The organism is Nocardioides sp. FY1077 (genome assembly GCF_058681775.1).
This window is the reverse complement of record NZ_JBZWDB010000002.1, coordinates 791394-807974: the sequence shown is the minus strand read 5'-3', so window position 1 is coordinate 807974 and position 16581 is coordinate 791394. Positions and strand designations below refer to the sequence as shown.

Here is a 16581-nt window from a genome sequence, read left to right as displayed (position 1 = left end):
CGTGGACGTCGAGGTCGTGGCCGACCAGCTGCGGGCGCACGCGTCGCGGCTGCACACCATCTCGGAGTCGGGCGAGACCGCCGTCTCCGCCGGGAAGTACGTGCAGACCAACGGGTCCGCCTACGGCGTGCTCTGCTCCTTCATCGGCGGCGCGCTGGTGCCGGCCCAGGAGGGTGGCATCGCCGCCGCCCAGAGCGCCGTCAGCTCGCTGGCCACCCTGGCCGACACGCTGAAGGTGGTCGCCGACACCTTCGAGACCACCGACCGCGTCGTGCGCGACGCCTTCGACTACCTGAAGGGCTGACCATGGCTGACAACCCTCTCGTCGTGGCGGAGCAGGAGCTCCCCGCGTCGGGCCCGCTGGGACTGCTCAAGCCCGTCGACGGGTTCGTGGGCGCCGCCGACAACATCGGCTCGGGTGAGTGGATCGAGGGCTCGCTGCTCGGCATGGACGCCGGGCTCGACGTGCTCGGCTTCATCTCCGACCCGCTGGGCTCGCTGTTCTCCTGGGGCGTCGGCTGGCTGATGGAGCACGTGGAGCCGTTCCCGACCTGGCTCGACGAGCTGTGCGGCGACCCCGACGTCATCCACTCCTTCGCCTCCACGTGGCACAACGTGGCCGGCGACGTGCGCGGCACCGCCGGCGACTTCCGCAGCGCGGTCGACACCACCACCGCCCAGTGGGAGGGCCTGGCCAGCACGGCGTACGGCAGCACCGCCGACGCGCTGGCCACCACCCTCGACGGCATGTCGTCGATGATCACCGGCCTCGCCGGCGGGGTGGAGGCGGCCGGGGCGCTGGTCGGCGGCGTGCGGTCGACGGTGCGCGACGCGATCGCCGACATCGTCGGCGCGATCGGCTCGGCCATCGCGAAGTTCCTCTCCGTCGTCCTCGCCCCCGACGCCGTGCGCAGCCTGTCGATGAAGGTCGCCCAGCTGTCGGCCAAGATCGGCAAGTTCCTCGACGACCTCATCGTGTCGATGGGCCGGTTCGGCTCGCTGCTCGACGAGCTGCTCACGCTGGCCCAGAGCGTCGGCGACGACCTGCTGAAGTTCGAGAAGGCCTGGGGTGCGGCGACCCTGAAGACCCCCGACATCGCGCTGAACGCAGCGACCCAGCTCTCCCAGGTCGACGACTACAGGATGTGACCCCGTCCGAGCCCCGCGGGGCTCAGTTGACCGCGCGGTCGCGGCCCTCCCAGTAGGGCTTGCGCAGCTCGCGCTTGAGGATCTTGCCGGTGGGGTTGCGCGGCAGCGCGGGCAGCACGTCGACCGAGCGGGGGCACTTGAACCGGGCGAGCTGGTCGCGGCAGAACGCGATGAGCTCCTCCTCGCCCGCCGCGGCGCCCTCCTTGAGCGACACCACCGCCTTCACCGACTCCCCCCAGGTGTCGTCGGGAACGCCGATCACCGCCACCTCCGCGACCGCCGGGTGCTCGGCGAGGACCCGCTCGATCTCGGGGCTGTAGATGTTCTCCCCGCCCGAGATGATCATGTCCTTGAGCCGGTCCTCGACGTAGAGGAAGCCCTCGTCGTCGAGGCGGCCCATGTCGCCGGTGCGGAACCAGCCGTCGCCGGTGACGACCTCGGCGGTGGCCTCCGGCTTGTGCAGGAAGCCCTTCATCAGCTGGGGGGTGCGCAGCCACACCTCGCCGTGGCCGCCGGTGGCGACGTCCTCGAGGGTGGCGGGGTCGACGACGCGGATCTCGACGCCGGGCACGGCCTGGCCCGCCGAGGTGAGCCGCTCGGGGTGGGCGGTGTCGCGGTGGGCCTCGGGCATCAGGTGGGTCGCCACCCCGGCCACCTCGGTGAGGCCGTAGACCTGGATGAAGTCGGTCTCGGGCCAGGCCGTCATCGCCGCCCGCAGCAGGGGGGCCGGCATCGGCGCGGCGCCGTAGGTGTAGGTGCGCAGCCGGCCGAACAGCCGCACGGCGTCCTCGCCCGACTGCAGCACCTGCGCGAGCACCGCCGGCACCAGGAACGTGCGGTTGGCGCCGGCCATGATCGCCCCGGCCAGCGAGGCGCCGTCGGGGTCGCGGGTCATCACGGTCGGGATGCCGTCGTGCAGCCCGAACAGCACGTACGACGAGCCGCCGACGTGGAACAGCGGCATCGCCACCATCGACTTGTCACCGGGCTCGAAGACCCAGCCGTCGTGGGCGTTGACGGTGTGGGCGGTCATGTTGCGGTGGGTGAGCATCACGCCCTTGGGGTGACCGGTGGTGCCGGAGGAGTAGAGCACCAGGCAGACGTCGTCGGGGGTCACGTCGGGCGAGCGGTCCACCGGGGTCGCCGCGGCCAGCATCGCCTCGTAGGCGTCACCGTCGCCACCGTCGGGGGTGACCTCGACGACGTGGCGCACGTGGGTGAGCCGGTCGCGGATCTCCTCGACCAGCGGCACGAGCTCGCTGCCGACCACCAGCACGGTGGCACCGGAGTCGTTGACCGCGTAGTCGACCTCGGCGCCGGCCAGGCGCCAGTTGACCACCGCGTTGGCGGCGCCCAGCGACGCGGCGCCCAGCGAGACCTCGACGCAGGCCGGGTGGTTCTTGTCGAGGAACCCCACCACGTCGCCGCGCCCGACACCCAGGGCGCGCAGCGCACCCGCCGCGCGGCGCACGCGGTCGTCCCACTCCGCCCAGGTCCAGGTGCGCCCGCGGTAGGTGAGGCACTCCGCGTCGGGGGTGGTCGCGGCCCAGTGGGCCACCCGGTCGTCGACGAAGACGTGGGGCGGCGCGTCGGACCGCTCGGTGGCGGGGGCGTCGGCTCGGGTCGTGGTCATGGGCCCGAGTGTGACGCAGCCCACAGGTGGGCCACAAGGGTCGGTTCGCGGCCTAGGCAGGGGCCCGCTCGAGGTGGCGCACCTCGCGCGAGAGCAGGGTCGCGAGGGCACCGACGGCCATCACCGCGGCCACCACGAGCAGCCAGGTGCGCAGCCCGGTCAGGGCCACCACCGGCCCGGTCAGCGCCAGGCCGACGGGCCGGGCGAGGAACGACCCGGCGAGGTCGAGGGAGTAGACGCGGGCCAGCCGGTCCTCCGGCACGTGCTGCTGGATCGCGAGGTCCCACTGCACGTCGAAGAGCTGCAGCACCAGGCCGTGCACGAAGGCACCCAGCAGCAGCAGGCCGAGCCGGTCGGACAGCGCCATCGCCAGCGGGAAGACCGAGGTGAGGGAGAGCAGCGCGGCGCCCGCGGCCAGGCCACGGCGCGGACGCCAGCGCAGCGACACCAGCCCACCGACCACGAAGCCGCTCATCAGGACGCCGAGCGCCAGCCCCCACGCCGCCCGACCGTGGTCGTCGGCCACCACGATCGGCCCCACCACGCCCTGTGCCCCGCCGTAGAACAGGTGGTAGACCAGCGCCTGGGCGATCATCAGCCACAGCCAGGCGTGCCGGCGCACCTCCGCGAACCCCTCCCCGAGGTCGCCGAGCACCGAGCCCGTCGCGGGCGCCGTCGCGGCCCGCCCGGCACGCACCCCGGCGAAGCAGAGCGCGGCCACGGCGTACGACGCGGCGTCGACCGCGAGCGCCCAGCCGGGCCCGACCACCGCGATCAGCACCCCGCCCAACGCCGAGCCAGCGGCGAACGCCGCGGTCTGCAGCACACCGCGCAGGGCCACGGCCGCAGCCAGGTCGGCCGCCGGCACGGTGTGGCGGGTGATGGCCTGCGACGACGGGCGGCTCAGCGCCGACAGGCAGCCGACGACCGCACCCAGCACCGCGAGCAGCGCGAAGGTGGCGTGGTCGGTGACGATCACGGCGACGGCGACGGCCTGCACCACCGCGCTCACGGCGGCGGAGCCCTGCATCAGCAGGCTGCGCGACACCCGGTCACCGACCACCCCGCCGGCCAGCGTGGTGACCACCTCGGCCAGCGCGAACGCCGCGACCACCAGCCCCAGCTCGGCCGCCCCGCCGCCGAGGTCGAGCACGGCGAAGGCCAGCGCCAGCGGGGCGACCGCGCTGCCGAGCGCGCTCACGGTGATCCCGGCCACGAGCAGGCGGAAGTCGCGCGAGGCGAGCGGGCCGCGGCGCCACCGCGGTGGCGCGCCCACGTCGGGCCGGGGTGGTGAGGAGGTCACTCCGTCATTCAATTCGCTCACGAACTGTTCGTCAACGAAATACCGTCCTAGGATGGGTGGATGGCCGACCCCGCTCCTGCCTCCCCCTCCGGTGCGTCACCGGCGGCCTCCGGCCGCGACCGGGCCGACGAGCACGTCGAGCGGTGGCGCGACCACGAGCTGGGCGTCAGCTTCGACCCCGAGGTCGAGGCGCTGTGGATCCGCGTCTCCCAGCTGGTGCGCCACCTCGGGCGCCGCACCCGTGGCGCGGCCGCGCAGGCCGGCCTCGCCGACCACGAGTACGTGACGCTGCACCACCTCATGGTGCGCGACACCCCCGGCCACGCCAGCCCGTCGGCGCTGGCCGCCGACCTGCAGATCAGCAACGCCGGCATGAGCGGGCGCCTGGACGCCCTGGAACGTGCGGGCCGGCTGCAGCGCACCACGTCGGCCACCGACCGGCGCCGGGTCGAGGTGGAGGTGACGCCCGCCGGGGAGGACGCCTGGCGCGCGGCCATGGCGGTGCGCGGGCACGACGAGGAGCTGCTCGCCCGGGCGCTGACGCCGCAGGAGCGGCGCACCCTCAACGCCCTGCTCAAGAAGCTGACCCTGGCCGCCGAGGCGGCCGAGCGCGAGGAGGAGGCGGCCCGCGCCGAGCGCGGCCCGTTCGGCTTCTTCACCGCCGACTAGCCAGGTCTCAGCCTCGTCACAGCCTGCGCGGGCACTGTCGTGGACATGAGCGAGACTCCCCGCACCCCCCACGAGGGCGACCAGCCCCTCCCGCACCAGCCGCAGGCCCCGCAGCAGGCCCCGCAGCAGACCGGGCAGCAGACCGGGCAGCAGACCGGGCAGCAGACCGGGCTGCCGGGCTGGACCGACAGCTGGGCCCACGACACGCAGCCGCAGCCGGCCTGGGCGCCGGCCGGCCCGCCGCCGGGTGCGCCTCCGGGTGCGGCCCCCACTGCCGCGCTCCCCCGGGAGCGCCGACGCGGCCGCGCCACGTTCGCGGCCGGCGTGCTCACCGCGGCGCTGGTCGTCGGCGGTGGCGCCGGGGTGGGCGGCGCGGCGGTGTTCGCCTCGCTCAGCGACGACGCCACCACCAGCGCGGCCTCCTCCGCCGACGGCTCGCGCACGACCGCCCAGGTCGTGGACACCCCGGCCGACCCCGGCGAGGCCGGGTCGGTGCAGCAGGTCGCCGCCGAGGTGCTGCCGTCGGTGGTGAAGATCGAGGTGCAGGGCGCCGAGGAGTCGGGCTCCGGCTCGGGCATCGTGCTCAGCTCCGACGGCCAGATCCTCACCAACAACCACGTCGTCGAGGTCGCCGGCGACGACGGCGAGATCCTCGTCGACTTCGACGACGGCAGCAGCGCGGCGGCCACCATCGTCGGCACCGACCCGCTCACCGACACCGCGGTCATCCAGGCCGAGGGCGTCAGCGGGCTGACCCCCGCCACGATCGGCTCCTCCGACGACCTCGAGGTCGGGGAGGGCGTGGTGGCCGTCGGCTCGCCGTACGGCCTCGACGCCACCGTGACCAGCGGCATCGTCAGCGCGCTCGACCGTCCCGTCGACGTCGGCGAGGACGGCGAGGGCAACGTGACGGCCTACCCCGCGGTGCAGACCGACGCGGCGATCAACCCCGGCAACTCCGGCGGCCCGCTGGTCGACATGTACGGCCACGTCGTCGGCGTCAACTCCTCCATCCGCACCGCCGCGAGCAGCACCTCGCCGTACGCCGAGAGCGAGTCGGGCGGGTCGATCGGGCTCGGCTTCGCGATCCCCATCGACGAGGTGGTGCCGATCGTCGAGCAGATGGTGGCCGGGGAGACCCCGACCCACGCCCGGCTCGGCATCACCGTCAGCGACGTCGGCGCGCAGAGCGCCGCGACCGGCGGTACGCCGGGTACCGCGCCGGAGGGCACGACGGGCCAGGCCGTGGTCACCGACGGCGCGCAGGTGCAGGAGATCGGCGACGGCTCCACCGCCGGCGACGCCGGCCTGCAGGCCGGTGACGTGATCACCCGGATCGACGACACCGCCATCTCGGGCTCCGACTCGCTGATCGCCACGATCCGCTCCTACCGCCCCGGCGACTCGGTCACCGTGACCTACGTCCGCGACGGCGAGAGCGCCACCACCGACCTCGAGCTCGACTCGGACGCCACCGGCTCCTGAGCCGAGGCTCCACGGGGCTCAGAGCCGCTTGCGGACCTCCGCCAGCCGCGCCTGCGGCTGGAACCCGAGGGCCTCGTTGACGGCCACCATGTGCAGGTTCTCCTCGGCGTTCCAGGTGGTCACCGACGTGGCGGCGGGGTCGGTCTCCTGGAGCAGCCGCAGGGCGGACACCTTCAGAGCGAGCCCGAGGCGGTGACCGCGGTGGTCGCGGCGCACGATCGTGCCCCACTGGTAGGCGCGGCCCGGCTCGTGGCGTGTGGTCACCAGGTGGCTGTGGCCCACGACCTCGCCCTCGGCGGAGAGCGCCACGGCGTGGAACGACGTCCGCCCCTGGCGGGCCTGCAGCGCCTCGGCCTCACGGTGCGCCGCGACGTCGGTGGTCTCGTCCTCGCGCTCGATGCTCCCCGTCGGCGCCTCGGTGGCCAGGGTGCTGCTGAGCCGCAGCCAGCCCGCCACCAGCTCGTCGGGCACCGGTCCCACCCAGCAGCGCAGCTCGTGGTCGCGGTGGTGGGGCGCCGCCCCGGCGGCGAGCGCGTCGAGGCGCGCCGACGCCAGCGGGAGGCGCAGCCGGCGCTGCACGTCACCGAGCCCGAACTCGTAGCCGTGGCGCCGGGCCAGCTCCCAGCCGGGCACGCCGGCGGGGTCGGAGCCGTGGGCGTGCAGCCAGCCGATCTCCGCGTCGAGGTGGCGGCGGCCCAGCGCGCGGGCGCGCTCCTCGAGGTGGGCCAGCAGCAGCCGGGCGTGGCCGCGGCGACGGTGGGCGGGCGGGGTGGCGACGTGCAGCAGCGCCGACTCGAGGTTGTCGAGCAGCGGGGCGTCGAGGAACCCCGCGCACAGCACCTCGCCGTCGGCGCGGCCGTCCGCTCGCAGCGCCCACGCCTCGCGGTGGCGCCGGCGTCCGCCCTCGGTGAGCGCCTCGGCCAGCTCGGGCGCCGTCCAGGTGGTGGCGGCCTCGCCCAGCCCGGCCAGGTCGGCGGCGCGCAGGGCGGCGTGCCACGGCAGGTACGCCGCGGCGTCGCGGGCGTCGACGGCCACCACCGCGGGCGGGCTCGTCCCGACCGGGCTCATCGGGGCCGGGCTCATCGGGCCGGGCTCATCGCGACCGGGCCACCCGTCCCTCGTCCCACACCGGGCCGTCGGACTCGTAGACCTCGCCGTCGGCGCCGTAGACCAGGAACCGGTCGAAGCCGCGGGCGAACCACCGGTCGTGGGTGACCGCCAGCACGGTGCCCTCGAAGGCCAGCAGGCCCTGTTCCAGGGCCTCGGCCGACTGCACGTCGAGGTTGTCGGTGGGCTCGTCGAGCAGCAGCAGCGTGGCGCCCGAGAGCTCCAGCAGCAAGATCTGGAAGCGCGCCTGCTGCCCGCCGGAGAGCGACTCGAAGCTCTGCTCCGCGGCGTGGGCCAGCTCGTAGCGGTCGAGCACCCGCGCCGCCTGCTCCCGGCCCATGCCGGAGCGGCGGTCGTCGCCGCGGTGCAGCACCTCCACCAGCGTGCGCCCGACCAGCTCGGGGTGGTCGTGGCTCTGCACGAACCACCCCGGCCGCACCCGCGCGCCGAGCCGGGCCCGACCGCGGTGGAGCACCGGCTCGATCGGCACGTCGCCGACCGGACGGTGCTCGACGTCGGGGTCGGTGCCGCCGGCGGCGAGCAGCCGCAGGAAGTGGGACTTGCCCGAGCCGTTCGAGCCCAGCACCGCGACCCGCTCGCCGAACCACACCTCGAGGTCGAAGGGCCGCATCAGCCCGCTGAGCTCGAGCTGCTCGCACACCACGGCGCGCTTGCCGGTGCGCCCGCCCTTCAGGCGCATCGTCACCTGCTGCTCGCGCGGCTGGTCGGCCGGCGGCCCGGCCTCCTCGAACTTGCGCAGCCGGGTCTGCGCGGCCTTGTACTGCGCCGCCAGGCCGTCGTTGTACTCCGCCTTCACGCGGTAGCGCAGCACCAGCGCCTTGAGCTTGGCGTGCTCCTCGTCCCAGCGCCGGCGCAGCTCCTCGAAACGGGCGAACCGGTCGGTGCGGGCCTGGTGGTAAGAGGTGAAGCCGCCCGGGTGGGTCCACACGGTGTTGCCCGCGGCGCCGAGCTCGACGGTGACCACCCGGGTGGCGGTGCGGTCGAGCAGCTCGCGGTCGTGGCTGATCATCAGCACGGTCTTGTCGGACTCGCCCAGCCGGTCCTCGAGCCAGATCTTGCCCGGCACGTCGAGGAAGTTGTCGGGCTCGTCGAGCAGCAGCACCTGCTCGGGCCCGCGCAGCAGGAACTCCAGCACCAGCCGCTTCTGCTCCCCGCCCGACAGCGTGGACAGGTCGCGGTGCTTGGCCCGGTCGTAGGGCACGGCGAGGGCGGCGATGGTGCACACGTCCCACACCACCTCGACGTCGTAGCCGCCCGCGTCGGCGTACTCGCCCAGCGCGGTGGCGTAGGCCATCTGAGTGGCCTCGTCGTCGCTCTCCATTAGGGCCATCTCGAGCCGGTCGACCTCGGCCGCGGCGGTGCGCACGCGCGGGGGCGCCACGCTCAGCAGCAGGTCGGCCACCGTGGGGCGCTCCCCCAGGTCGCGGCCGACCATCTGGCGCATCACGCCGAGCCCGCCGGAGCGGGTGACCACGCCGGCGTGCGGCTGGAGATCGCCGGTGATCAGGCGCAGCAGGGTGGTCTTCCCCGCGCCGTTGGCGCCGACCAGGGCGACCTTGGCACCCTCGCCCACCCGGAACGAGACGTCGTCGAGCAGCACCCGCCCGTCCGGCAGCTCGTAGCGCACCCCGGCGACGTCCACGTGTCCCACGAGCCGACATCCTCCCCCACCGCGGCGCCGGGGGCGAACGGATTCCCGGCGCTCAGCCCGGGGGCGGCGCCGAGCCCGGGCCGGTCAGGCGGCGCAGGGCGTCGAGCAGCCCGGGCAGCGCGGTCGGCTCGGTCGGCTCGGTGCCCCGCAGCGGACCCGAGCCCGACGTCGGCACGGCCACGGCGACCTCCGCGGTCCCGGCGGTCTCGGCGACGTCGAGGTCGCGCACCTCGCTGTGCAGCCGCTCCATGGTGGCGTCGAGGGCGTAGGCGGTCTCGGCGGCCTCCGCGAGGCCGTCGAGGAGGTCCTGCGGGACGTCGCGGCGGTACTTGTAGAAGATCTTGTGCTCCAGGCTCGCCCAGAAGTCCATCGCGATCGTGCGGAACTGCACCTCCACGACCACCGGGCGCACGCCGCCGGAGAGGAACACCGGCACCTCCACCAGGGCGTGCAGCGAGCGGTAGCCGTTGGCCTTCGGCGTCGCGATGTAGTCGCGCACCTCGAGCACGGTGACGTCGTCGTGGGCGGCGAGCAGGTCGAAGACGCGGCGCACGTCGGAGAGGAAGCTGCAGGTGACCCGCACCCCGGCGATGTCGGTCACGGTGGCCCGCAGCGCCTCGAAGGTGGGCTCGCAGCCCTTGCGCTCCATCTTCTCGACCAGGCTGGCCGGCGACTTCAGCCGCGACGACAGGTGCTCGATGGGGTTGTAGGCGTGCAGGTGGGCGAACTCGTCGCGCAGGATCTCGAGCTTGGTGACGATCTCCTCGAGCCCGAACTTGTACTCCAGCATGAACCGCCGGAAGTCCTGGCCCAGGCGCCCGACCTCGTCCTCCCACGACTCCGCGACCACGCGCCACACCCTAGGGCTCGGGCCTGTGGGGACGCTGAGGAGGCGTGACGGGCCGCGCGGGCCCGAGCGGGCCCGGCAGGCGCAGACGGGCGCGGCTCAGCCGCGGGCGCGGGCCGCGTACGCCGTGGCGGCCGCGTGCACCGCGTCGACGTACTCCCGCGACGGGTTGTAGCGCAGCACGGCGTCGACCCAGGCGGCGCTGGTGGTGAGGTCCTCCCCGCCGCTGCAGAGGTAGCGGGCCGCACCGGCCGCGGCGTCGTCGAGGTCGCGGGGGTCGGTGGTGCCGTCGGCGTCGCCGTCGGCGCCCCACTGCGCCCAGGTGGCCGGCAGGAACTGCATCGGCCCCACCGCGTGCTCCCACACCGGGTCGCCGTGCCAGCGCTGCGAGCCGGGCGAGGCCGGCACCGCGGCGAAGTCGCCGGCCCCGTCGAGGGCCGGGCCGAGGATCGTCGAGGAGCTGCGGCCGTCGTCGCCCAGGGTGCGCCCGCCCAGCGTGCCGTGCTGCGACTCCACCCACCCGATGCCGGCCAGCGTCGTCCAGCCGACGTCACAGCCGCCGACGTCGGAGACCTGCGCGTCGGCGTACGCCCGCAGCGCCGGCACCGGCACGTCGAGGTGGGCGGCGGTGCGCTCGAGCCAGCGCTGGTCGACCAGCTGTCCCGGGGTGCCGCCGCCCTGCGGCGGCAGGGGGGCCGAGACGTAGTCGCCGGTCGGCGTCAGGTCGACCGGGCGCTGCTCGGCGTAGAGCCGCGACGCCGCCCACCCGCCGCCGCTGACCGCCACCAGCAGCAGCGCGAGCGGCAGCAGCCCCCGCGGCGGGCCGCCGGGACCGCTGCGGGCGGGGGGTCGGGAGCGCGGCACCGCCACATGATGGGGGGCGGCGGGGCTCCGGCGCGGCAGCGACCCGCGGGTCAGCCGGCCTGCTCGCCCTCCTCGACCTCGGCGAGGGAGCGCAGGATGCAGAACTCGTTGCCCTCGGGGTCGGCCAGCACCACCCAGCCCGTGCCGGGACCGTGGAGGCCGCGCAGGTCGGCGACCTGGGTGGCGCCGTGCGCGAGCAGCCGCGCCACCTCGTCGTCGCGGGTGCCCTCGCGGGGGCGCAGGTCGAGGTGCAGCCGGTTCTTCACCTGCTTGGCCTCGGGCACCTCGATGAACAGCAGCCGGTGGTCGGTGGCGGGGTCGAGCACCATGCACTCCTCGTGGCCGGGGAGGTTGGGGTCGCCGTCGACGTCGACGTAGCCGAGCACCGGCTTCCACCACTGGGACAGCGTGTAGGCGTCGGCGCAGTCGATGCTGGTGTGGGACACGAAGGAGGTCATCGCGCCACCCTGGCGTCCCGACGGCCCAGCGGGCAACCGGGTTGCCGGCGCCCGCGCTGCCAGGCGGTGGTCAGGCGGTGCCGTGGGAGGCGATGAAGGCCAGGATGGGCTCGGCGAGCTCGGGGCGGCAGACCACGACGTCGGGCAGGTAGACGTCGTCCTGGTTGTAGACCAGGGGGCTGCCGTCGACGCGGGAGGTGAACAGGCCGGCGGCGCGGGCCACGGCCACGGGCGCGGCGGAGTCCCACTCGAACTGGCCGCCGGCGTGCACGTAGGCGTCGGCGACGTCGCGCACCACCGACATCATCTTCACCCCGGCCGAGCCCATCGGCACCAGCTCGGCGTCGATCTGCTCGGCCAGCGCCTGCACGAACGCCGGCGGGCGGCTGCGCGACACCGCGATGCGCGGGCGGCTCGACGTGGACGGCGGCACCACCGGGGCGGCACCGGTGCGGAAGGTCTCGCCGAGCACCGGCTGGGCCACGGCGCCGGCGGTGAGGTCGCCGCCGTCGCCGGCGCGCTCCCACAGCGCGACGTGCACGGCCCAGTCGTCGCGCGGGGGCTCGGAGAACTCGCGGGTGCCGTCGAGCGGGTCGATGATCCAGACGCGGTCGGCGACCAGGCGGGCCTTGTCGTCCTTGCCCTCCTCCGACAGCACGGCGTCGGCGGGGCGCAGCTCGGCGAGCAGGCCCATCAGCAGCTCGTGGGCGGCGCGGTCTCCGGCGTCCTTGAGCTCGCGGCCCTCGAGGCCCTCGCGGCGCACCTCGAGCAGGCGGCGTCCGGCCACCTCGGCCAACCAGGCGGCGAGGGCGTGGTCGTCGGAGGCGGCGGCGGGCGGCGGGGTACCGGGGTCGAAGGTCACGCCACCACCCTAGGTGCGCCTCAGGAGTTGTACTGCTGCTGGGTGCGCTCGAGGCCGTGGGTCAGCAGGCTCTCCACCGCGTCGGCGGCGAGGTCGACGGCGAACGGCAGCACCTTGCGCTCCGTCGTGGAGTAGTTCGACAGCACGAAGTCGGCGACGTCCTGGCGCCCCGGCGGGCGGCCGATGCCGACCCGCACGCGGTGGAAGTCGCCGGTGCCGAGCGAGCCGCGCATCGACTTCAGCCCGTTGTGGCCGTTGTCGCCGCCACCCAGCTTGACCCGCATCGTGTCGAAGGGCAGGTCGAGCTCGTCGTGCACCGCCACCACACGGGCGGGCGGCACCTTGTAGAACGACGCCAACGCCTTCACCGGACCGCCGAGGTCGTTCATGTAGGAGCGCGGGCGCGCCAGCACCACGCGCGGGCCCGGCGTGCCCGGCGTGCCGAGGCGGCCCTCGACGACGTCGGCGCGACCCGACTTGTGGGCGCGGAACCCCGAGCCGAGACGACCGGCCAGCTCGTCGGCGACGAGGTAGCCGATGTTGTGCCGGTGTCCGGCGTAGGTGGGGCCGGGGTTGCCCAGCCCCACCACGAGCCAGACGTCGGCGGTGCCGCCGGCGTCGCTCGAGACGGTCACTCGTCGGTGGAGGAGTCCTCGGAGCCCTCGGGGGCGTCGCCCTCGGCGGCCTCGGCGGCCTGCTCCTCGTCGGACTCCTCGCGCTCGATGCCGGCCTCGGCCTCGGCCTCCTCCAGCTCGGCCTCGAGGGCCTCGGCGGAGATCTGCTCGGTGATGTTGACGATCAGCGTCTCGGGGTCGAGCAGCAGCGTCGAGCCCGAGGGCAGCACGAGGTCAGAGGCGAGGATCTGGGTGCCGGCGGCGAGGCCCTCGATGGAGACCTCGATGGTCTCGGGGATGTGGGTGGCCTCGGCCTCGAGCTCGATCTCGGTGGTGTCGGTAACGACCAGCGTGTCGGGACCGGCCTCGCCGAGGACGGTGACGGGCACCTGCACGGTGACCTTCTCGCCCCGGATGACCGCGACGAAGTCGATGTGCTCGAGGTGGCGCTTGATCGGGTCGATCTGCACCTCGCGGGTCAGCGCGAGCTGGCTGGTGCCGTCGATGTCGAGCTCGATGAGCGCGTTCGCGCCACCGCGCTTGAGGGCCATCATCGTGGTGTGGCCGGGCAGCGTGATGTGCTGCGGGTCCTTGCCGTGGCCGTAGACGACGGCGGGCACCTTGTCCTCGCGGCGGATGCGGCGGGCGGCGCCCTTGCCGAACTCGGTGCGGGCCTCGGCGGTGATCTTCTCGGCGGACATGGCGTCTCCTCGTGCGTGGTCGGACTGCGGGTCGTGCTGCGTGGGGGTCACCCGGCGCGGGCGCACGACGCACGAGGCGCCGCGCACTCGAGGACGTCGAGCAGCGCGGCGCGGTGAGGCAGCCGACCGCGTCGATCACGGACACCCGGAGGCGTCCCTCGCCGAGGCAACCTCCACAGCCTAGCGGGGTGGGTCGTCGGGTGCGAATTCTCCCGCTGCCCGTGGTCGCTCGGGGTCGCTCGGGGTGGCGGTGGTGGCGGTGGTGGCGGGGTGGGCCCTGCGTCATACGTTGCGTGGAGTCGCACCCACCATTCGTATGACGCTCCCCACCCCCACCCGGGCAGCGCACCGGACGTCATACGTCCCGTGGAGTCGCACCCACCATTCGTATGACGCTCCCCACCCCCACCCGGGCAGCGCACCGGACGTCATACGTTCCGTGGAGTCGCACCCACGATCCGGATGACGCTCCCCCGCGGCTCCGGCCGAGTGCGCGGTCGAGGAACGGCGGCCGGTCAGTCGGTCGCGACAGCGGCGGCCTGCAGCACGTCGGCCAGCAGGTCGAGGTCGGTGGGGCGGTCGGTGGTGGCGGCGGGCGGGAGCGGCGGGGGCGGCAGCGCCAGGCCGGCCCAGGTGACCCGCTGCACCCGGGCGCGCGGGTCGCCCTCGGCCGCGCCGGGCGAGGGTGCGGGCGGCGCAGGCGGCACCGACCCGCGCGGCGAGGTGACGGCGGCGAGCTGGGCGACGCGGTGGGGCACCGACCCGCGGGCGTGCACGGCGCGGCCCGGGGTGCGCGCGGGGGTGCGGGCAGCGCCCGGGCCACCGAGGACGTCGTCGCTGTCGGAGACGGACAGGCGCAGGGCCAGGCGGTCGGAGACCAGCGCCCGCAGCGCGGGGGGCACGCGCCGGGGTGCACCGGTGGACACCACGAGGTGCAGTCGCGCGTCGGCGACGACCAGCCCGGCCAGCGCGGCGGCGGTGCCGGGGGCGCGCTCCTCGAGCCGGTCGAGGTCGTCCACCACGACGAGCGCCGCCGCGTCGGCGGGCAGGTCGGCCACGGCGCGCGCCACCGCGGCAGCCTGGCCCGCGGCACCGAGGCCGGCGGCATCGGGGCCGGCACCGGCGGCGTCGGGGCCGGCGCCGGCCGCAGCGGCAGCGGCCGACCGGGCGTGCGGCAGTGCGGCACACCCGGCCAGCGACCCGTCGGCGCCGCCCTCGACCAGCACCACGCGCAGCCGGCGGGGCGGCAGGGCCAGCGCCGCGGCGGCGACCAGGGTGCGCAGGGCCTCGCTGCGCCCCGACCCCGCAGCGCCGGCGACCAGCAGGTGGGTCCCGGGCGCGGTGGGTGCCAGCAGCAGCGGGCCGTCGGCAGCAGCGCCGACCGCGACGGCCGGCGGCCCGGGCGGCGACGTCGACCAGGCGCGGACCACCGCGGCCACGGCGTCGTCGTGCCCGCCGTCGGATCCGCCGTCGGACCCGGCGTCGGGCCCGGCGTCGGGCACGGCGACGGACCCGGCCGCGGCGAGCGGCCCGCCGGACAGGTCCCGGAGGCGCACCTGCTCGGGCAGGCCCGGCCCGCTGCCGAGGTCGACCACCGGGGAGAGCCGGCGCGCGACCCGGTCGGCCCAGGTGGCCGACACGCCGTCGACCCGCAGCCGCGCGACCCGCGCCGCGCCCCGCCGCTCGAGGGCGGCCCACGACGGCTGCGCGGGGTCGACCACCACCGTGGCGGCGCACTGCTCGGGCAGGCCGGTCTCCGCGACGTCGGTGCAGACGGCGAGGACGCCGACCGCGGGGCCGGTGGCCAGCAGCTCGGCGAGGGCTGCGGCGAGGGCCGGTTGCGCCCGCAGCGCGCGGTGGCCGTGCACCACCACGACGTGGGCGGGGCCGGCCTCGCCCGCACGGCGCCGTCGTACCAGGTCGAGGAGGGCGGTCAGGCGCGCCTGCAGCGCGGCCGGGTCACCGGCGACCCGCGCCACCGCCGCGCCGGGGTCGTCGGTGCGCAGGTGCGGCAGCCAGCGCAGCCACCCCCAGGCGGCAGCGACGCCGGAGCCGTCCGGGCCGCCGGAGCCGTCGGGCCCGGCCGCGCCCTCGCCCGCGGTCAGGAAGCTCAGCTCGAGGTCGCGCGGGGCGTGCAGCGCGGCCAGCTGCACCACCACCCAGCGCGTCGCCGCGTCGACCGCGTCGGCGGGTCCGGCCAGGCCCAGCACACCGGTGCTCGCCAGCGGCACGGCGAGCGGTACGTCGCGCAGCCAGGTCCGCTCGTCGGCGCGGCCCCCGCGCACCACGGCGGCCGACGGCGCCGGACCGGTGCCGAGGCGCAGCAGCAGCGCGTCGGGGTCGTCGGGACGCCGCTCCCACAGCCGCCGGCCGTGCACGTGGCAGGTCACCCCGGTGGCGGCGGGGTCGGGCAGGTCCTGGCGCAGCCGCTGCTGCTCCTGCACCACCGCCTCGCGCAGCAGCCGCTGCACGTCGTCGCGCGTCGGGTCGGCCGCGTCGGGCCGTGCGGTCTCCCGGGCCCCGCGCCGCAGCAGCCCTCGGGGTCGCGCCGGCAGGTCGACCACCAGCGCGGCGCCGGCGGGGCGCACCCGGGGCGGGCGGGTCAGGCGCAGCCAGCCCGGCGAGAGCGGCTCGGTGACGGGAGCGGCGCTCGTGCCGACCCGCAGCTCGCACAGCGAGTCACCCAGCTCGAGCGACTCCCCCTGGCGCCACGACACCGGCACCTGCGGCGGGCACGCACGGCCGTCGACGGCGGTGCCGTTGCTGGAGCCGAGGTCGGTCACGGTGACGGCGACCGAGGTGACGCTCACCCGGCAGTGGCGCCGCGAGAGGGAGTGGTCTCCCCAGGAGAGGTGGCCGCTTCGTCCGAGGTCGTGGGCACCCACGGGCAGCGGGAACACCGCGCCGCTGTCGGGCCCGCTCACGACGTGCAGCTGCAGGCCCCGCCCCAGGCGCGGCGCGCCCACGTCGGCGCCGCGGAAGCCGACCCGGGTGCCGTCGAGCAGGCCGAGGTCGGCCACCACCCCGCGCCCGGTCGGGATGCCGCCGTCGAGGGTGCCCGGCACCGCCCGCGGGAAGGACATCGGCGTGTCGGGTGCGGCCACCACCTCGCGCAGGGCCCGCTCGAGGGTGGCCGCGGGAGCGCCGTCGTCGGCGTCGACCAGCACGTCGACGCTCGTCGCCGGGGTCTCCAGGGTGACGGTGATGCGCATGCTGC

Annotated in this window: 15 protein-coding genes; 4 read left to right on the top strand and 11 right to left on the bottom strand. The window is 75.6% G+C overall.

Translation table 11 applies throughout. From position 1 onward, the window contains the following. Window position 1 precedes the first annotated feature (1 nt). Window positions 2-304 carry a type VII secretion target gene (locus AC4OR8_RS08770; protein ID WP_492165151.1) on the top strand — a complete coding sequence of 101 codons (303 nt, stop codon included), beginning with the start codon at window positions 2-4 and terminating at the stop codon, window positions 302-304. A 2-nt stretch (window positions 305-306) separates the two neighbouring features. Beyond that, entirely contained in the window at window positions 307-1149 is an 843-nt protein-coding gene (locus tag AC4OR8_RS08765; protein WP_492165150.1) for a WXG100 family type VII secretion target, read from the top strand. 22 nt (window positions 1150-1171) lie between these two features. Here AC4OR8_RS08765 and AC4OR8_RS08760 read toward each other — a convergent pair whose 3' ends face one another. Then, a complete protein-coding gene (locus AC4OR8_RS08760; RefSeq protein ID WP_492165149.1) occupies window positions 1172-2782 on the bottom strand; it encodes a long-chain-fatty-acid--CoA ligase in 1611 nt (536 codons plus the stop codon). Window positions 2783-2834: 52 nt separating this feature from the next. Beyond that, complete coding sequence (locus AC4OR8_RS08755) at window positions 2835-4085, bottom strand: MFS transporter (RefSeq protein WP_492165148.1); 1251 nt, start codon at window positions 4083-4085, stop codon at window positions 2835-2837. Between the two features lie 60 nt (window positions 4086-4145). Between AC4OR8_RS08755 and AC4OR8_RS08750 the strand changes: the two genes are divergently transcribed. Both AC4OR8_RS08750 and AC4OR8_RS08745 read left to right on the top strand, forming a co-directional pair. Then, window positions 4146-4754: a MarR family winged helix-turn-helix transcriptional regulator gene (locus AC4OR8_RS08750; RefSeq protein ID WP_492165147.1), complete on the top strand. Its 609-nt coding sequence runs from the start codon at window positions 4146-4148 to the stop codon at window positions 4752-4754. Between the two features lie 45 nt (window positions 4755-4799). Next, window positions 4800-6239 (top strand): S1C family serine protease, encoded by a 1440-nt coding sequence (locus tag AC4OR8_RS08745; protein WP_492165146.1) that lies wholly within the window; start codon window positions 4800-4802, stop codon window positions 6237-6239. Between the two features lie 18 nt (window positions 6240-6257). Here the strand turns inward: AC4OR8_RS08745 and AC4OR8_RS08740 are convergent, their stop codons facing one another. From AC4OR8_RS08740 to AC4OR8_RS08700, 9 genes are all read right to left on the bottom strand, one after another. Continuing rightward, window positions 6258-7322: a GNAT family N-acetyltransferase gene (locus tag AC4OR8_RS08740; protein WP_492165145.1), complete on the bottom strand. Its 1065-nt coding sequence runs from the start codon at window positions 7320-7322 to the stop codon at window positions 6258-6260. A gap of 10 nt (window positions 7323-7332) precedes the next feature. Continuing rightward, entirely contained in the window at window positions 7333-9018 is a 1686-nt protein-coding gene (locus AC4OR8_RS08735) for an ABC-F family ATP-binding cassette domain-containing protein (protein WP_492165144.1), read from the bottom strand. A gap of 52 nt (window positions 9019-9070) precedes the next feature. Beyond that, window positions 9071-9868 (bottom strand): GTP pyrophosphokinase, encoded by a 798-nt coding sequence (locus AC4OR8_RS08730; protein WP_492165143.1) that lies wholly within the window; start codon window positions 9866-9868, stop codon window positions 9071-9073. Between the two features lie 96 nt (window positions 9869-9964). Then, a complete protein-coding gene (locus AC4OR8_RS08725) occupies window positions 9965-10729 on the bottom strand; it encodes a lytic murein transglycosylase (protein WP_492165142.1) in 765 nt (254 codons plus the stop codon). Window positions 10730-10779: 50 nt separating this feature from the next. Further along, window positions 10780-11187 carry a VOC family protein gene (locus AC4OR8_RS08720; RefSeq protein ID WP_492165141.1) on the bottom strand — a complete coding sequence of 136 codons (408 nt, stop codon included), beginning with the start codon at window positions 11185-11187 and terminating at the stop codon, window positions 10780-10782. Window positions 11188-11257: 70 nt separating this feature from the next. After that, window positions 11258-12049, bottom strand: coding sequence for a 3'(2'),5'-bisphosphate nucleotidase CysQ (locus tag AC4OR8_RS08715; RefSeq protein ID WP_492165140.1), 792 nt, complete (start codon window positions 12047-12049; stop codon window positions 11258-11260). 20 nt (window positions 12050-12069) lie between these two features. Continuing rightward, on the bottom strand, window positions 12070-12684 hold the full coding sequence (gene pth, locus AC4OR8_RS08710) for an aminoacyl-tRNA hydrolase (RefSeq protein ID WP_492165139.1): 615 nt from the start codon (window positions 12682-12684) through the stop codon (window positions 12070-12072). Then, on the bottom strand, window positions 12681-13364 hold the full coding sequence (locus AC4OR8_RS08705) for a 50S ribosomal protein L25/general stress protein Ctc (protein WP_492165138.1): 684 nt from the start codon (window positions 13362-13364) through the stop codon (window positions 12681-12683). The genes pth and AC4OR8_RS08705 overlap by 4 nt, the downstream gene beginning before the upstream one ends. Before the next feature lie 515 nt (window positions 13365-13879). After that, window positions 13880-16576, bottom strand: coding sequence for an FtsK/SpoIIIE domain-containing protein (locus AC4OR8_RS08700; RefSeq protein WP_492165137.1), 2697 nt, complete (start codon window positions 16574-16576; stop codon window positions 13880-13882). Window positions 16577-16581 lie beyond the last annotated feature (5 nt).

Coding starts and splice junctions, on each gene's coding strand:
- AC4OR8_RS08705 (WP_492165138.1), bottom strand. CDS start 13,364: ATGTCCGCCGAGAAGATCACCGCCGAGGCCCGCACCGAGTTCGGCAAG.
- AC4OR8_RS08760 (WP_492165149.1), bottom strand. CDS start 2,782: ATGACCACGACCCGAGCCGACGCCCCCGCCACCGAGCGGTCCGACGCG.
- AC4OR8_RS08700 (WP_492165137.1), bottom strand. CDS start 16,576: ATGCGCATCACCGTCACCCTGGAGACCCCGGCGACGAGCGTCGACGTG.
- AC4OR8_RS08765 (WP_492165150.1), top strand. CDS start 307: ATGGCTGACAACCCTCTCGTCGTGGCGGAGCAGGAGCTCCCCGCGTCG.
- AC4OR8_RS08750 (WP_492165147.1), top strand. CDS start 4,146: ATGGCCGACCCCGCTCCTGCCTCCCCCTCCGGTGCGTCACCGGCGGCC.
- AC4OR8_RS08720 (WP_492165141.1), bottom strand. CDS start 11,187: ATGACCTCCTTCGTGTCCCACACCAGCATCGACTGCGCCGACGCCTAC.
- AC4OR8_RS08740 (WP_492165145.1), bottom strand. CDS start 7,322: ATGAGCCCGGCCCCGATGAGCCCGGTCGGGACGAGCCCGCCCGCGGTG.
- AC4OR8_RS08745 (WP_492165146.1), top strand. CDS start 4,800: ATGAGCGAGACTCCCCGCACCCCCCACGAGGGCGACCAGCCCCTCCCG.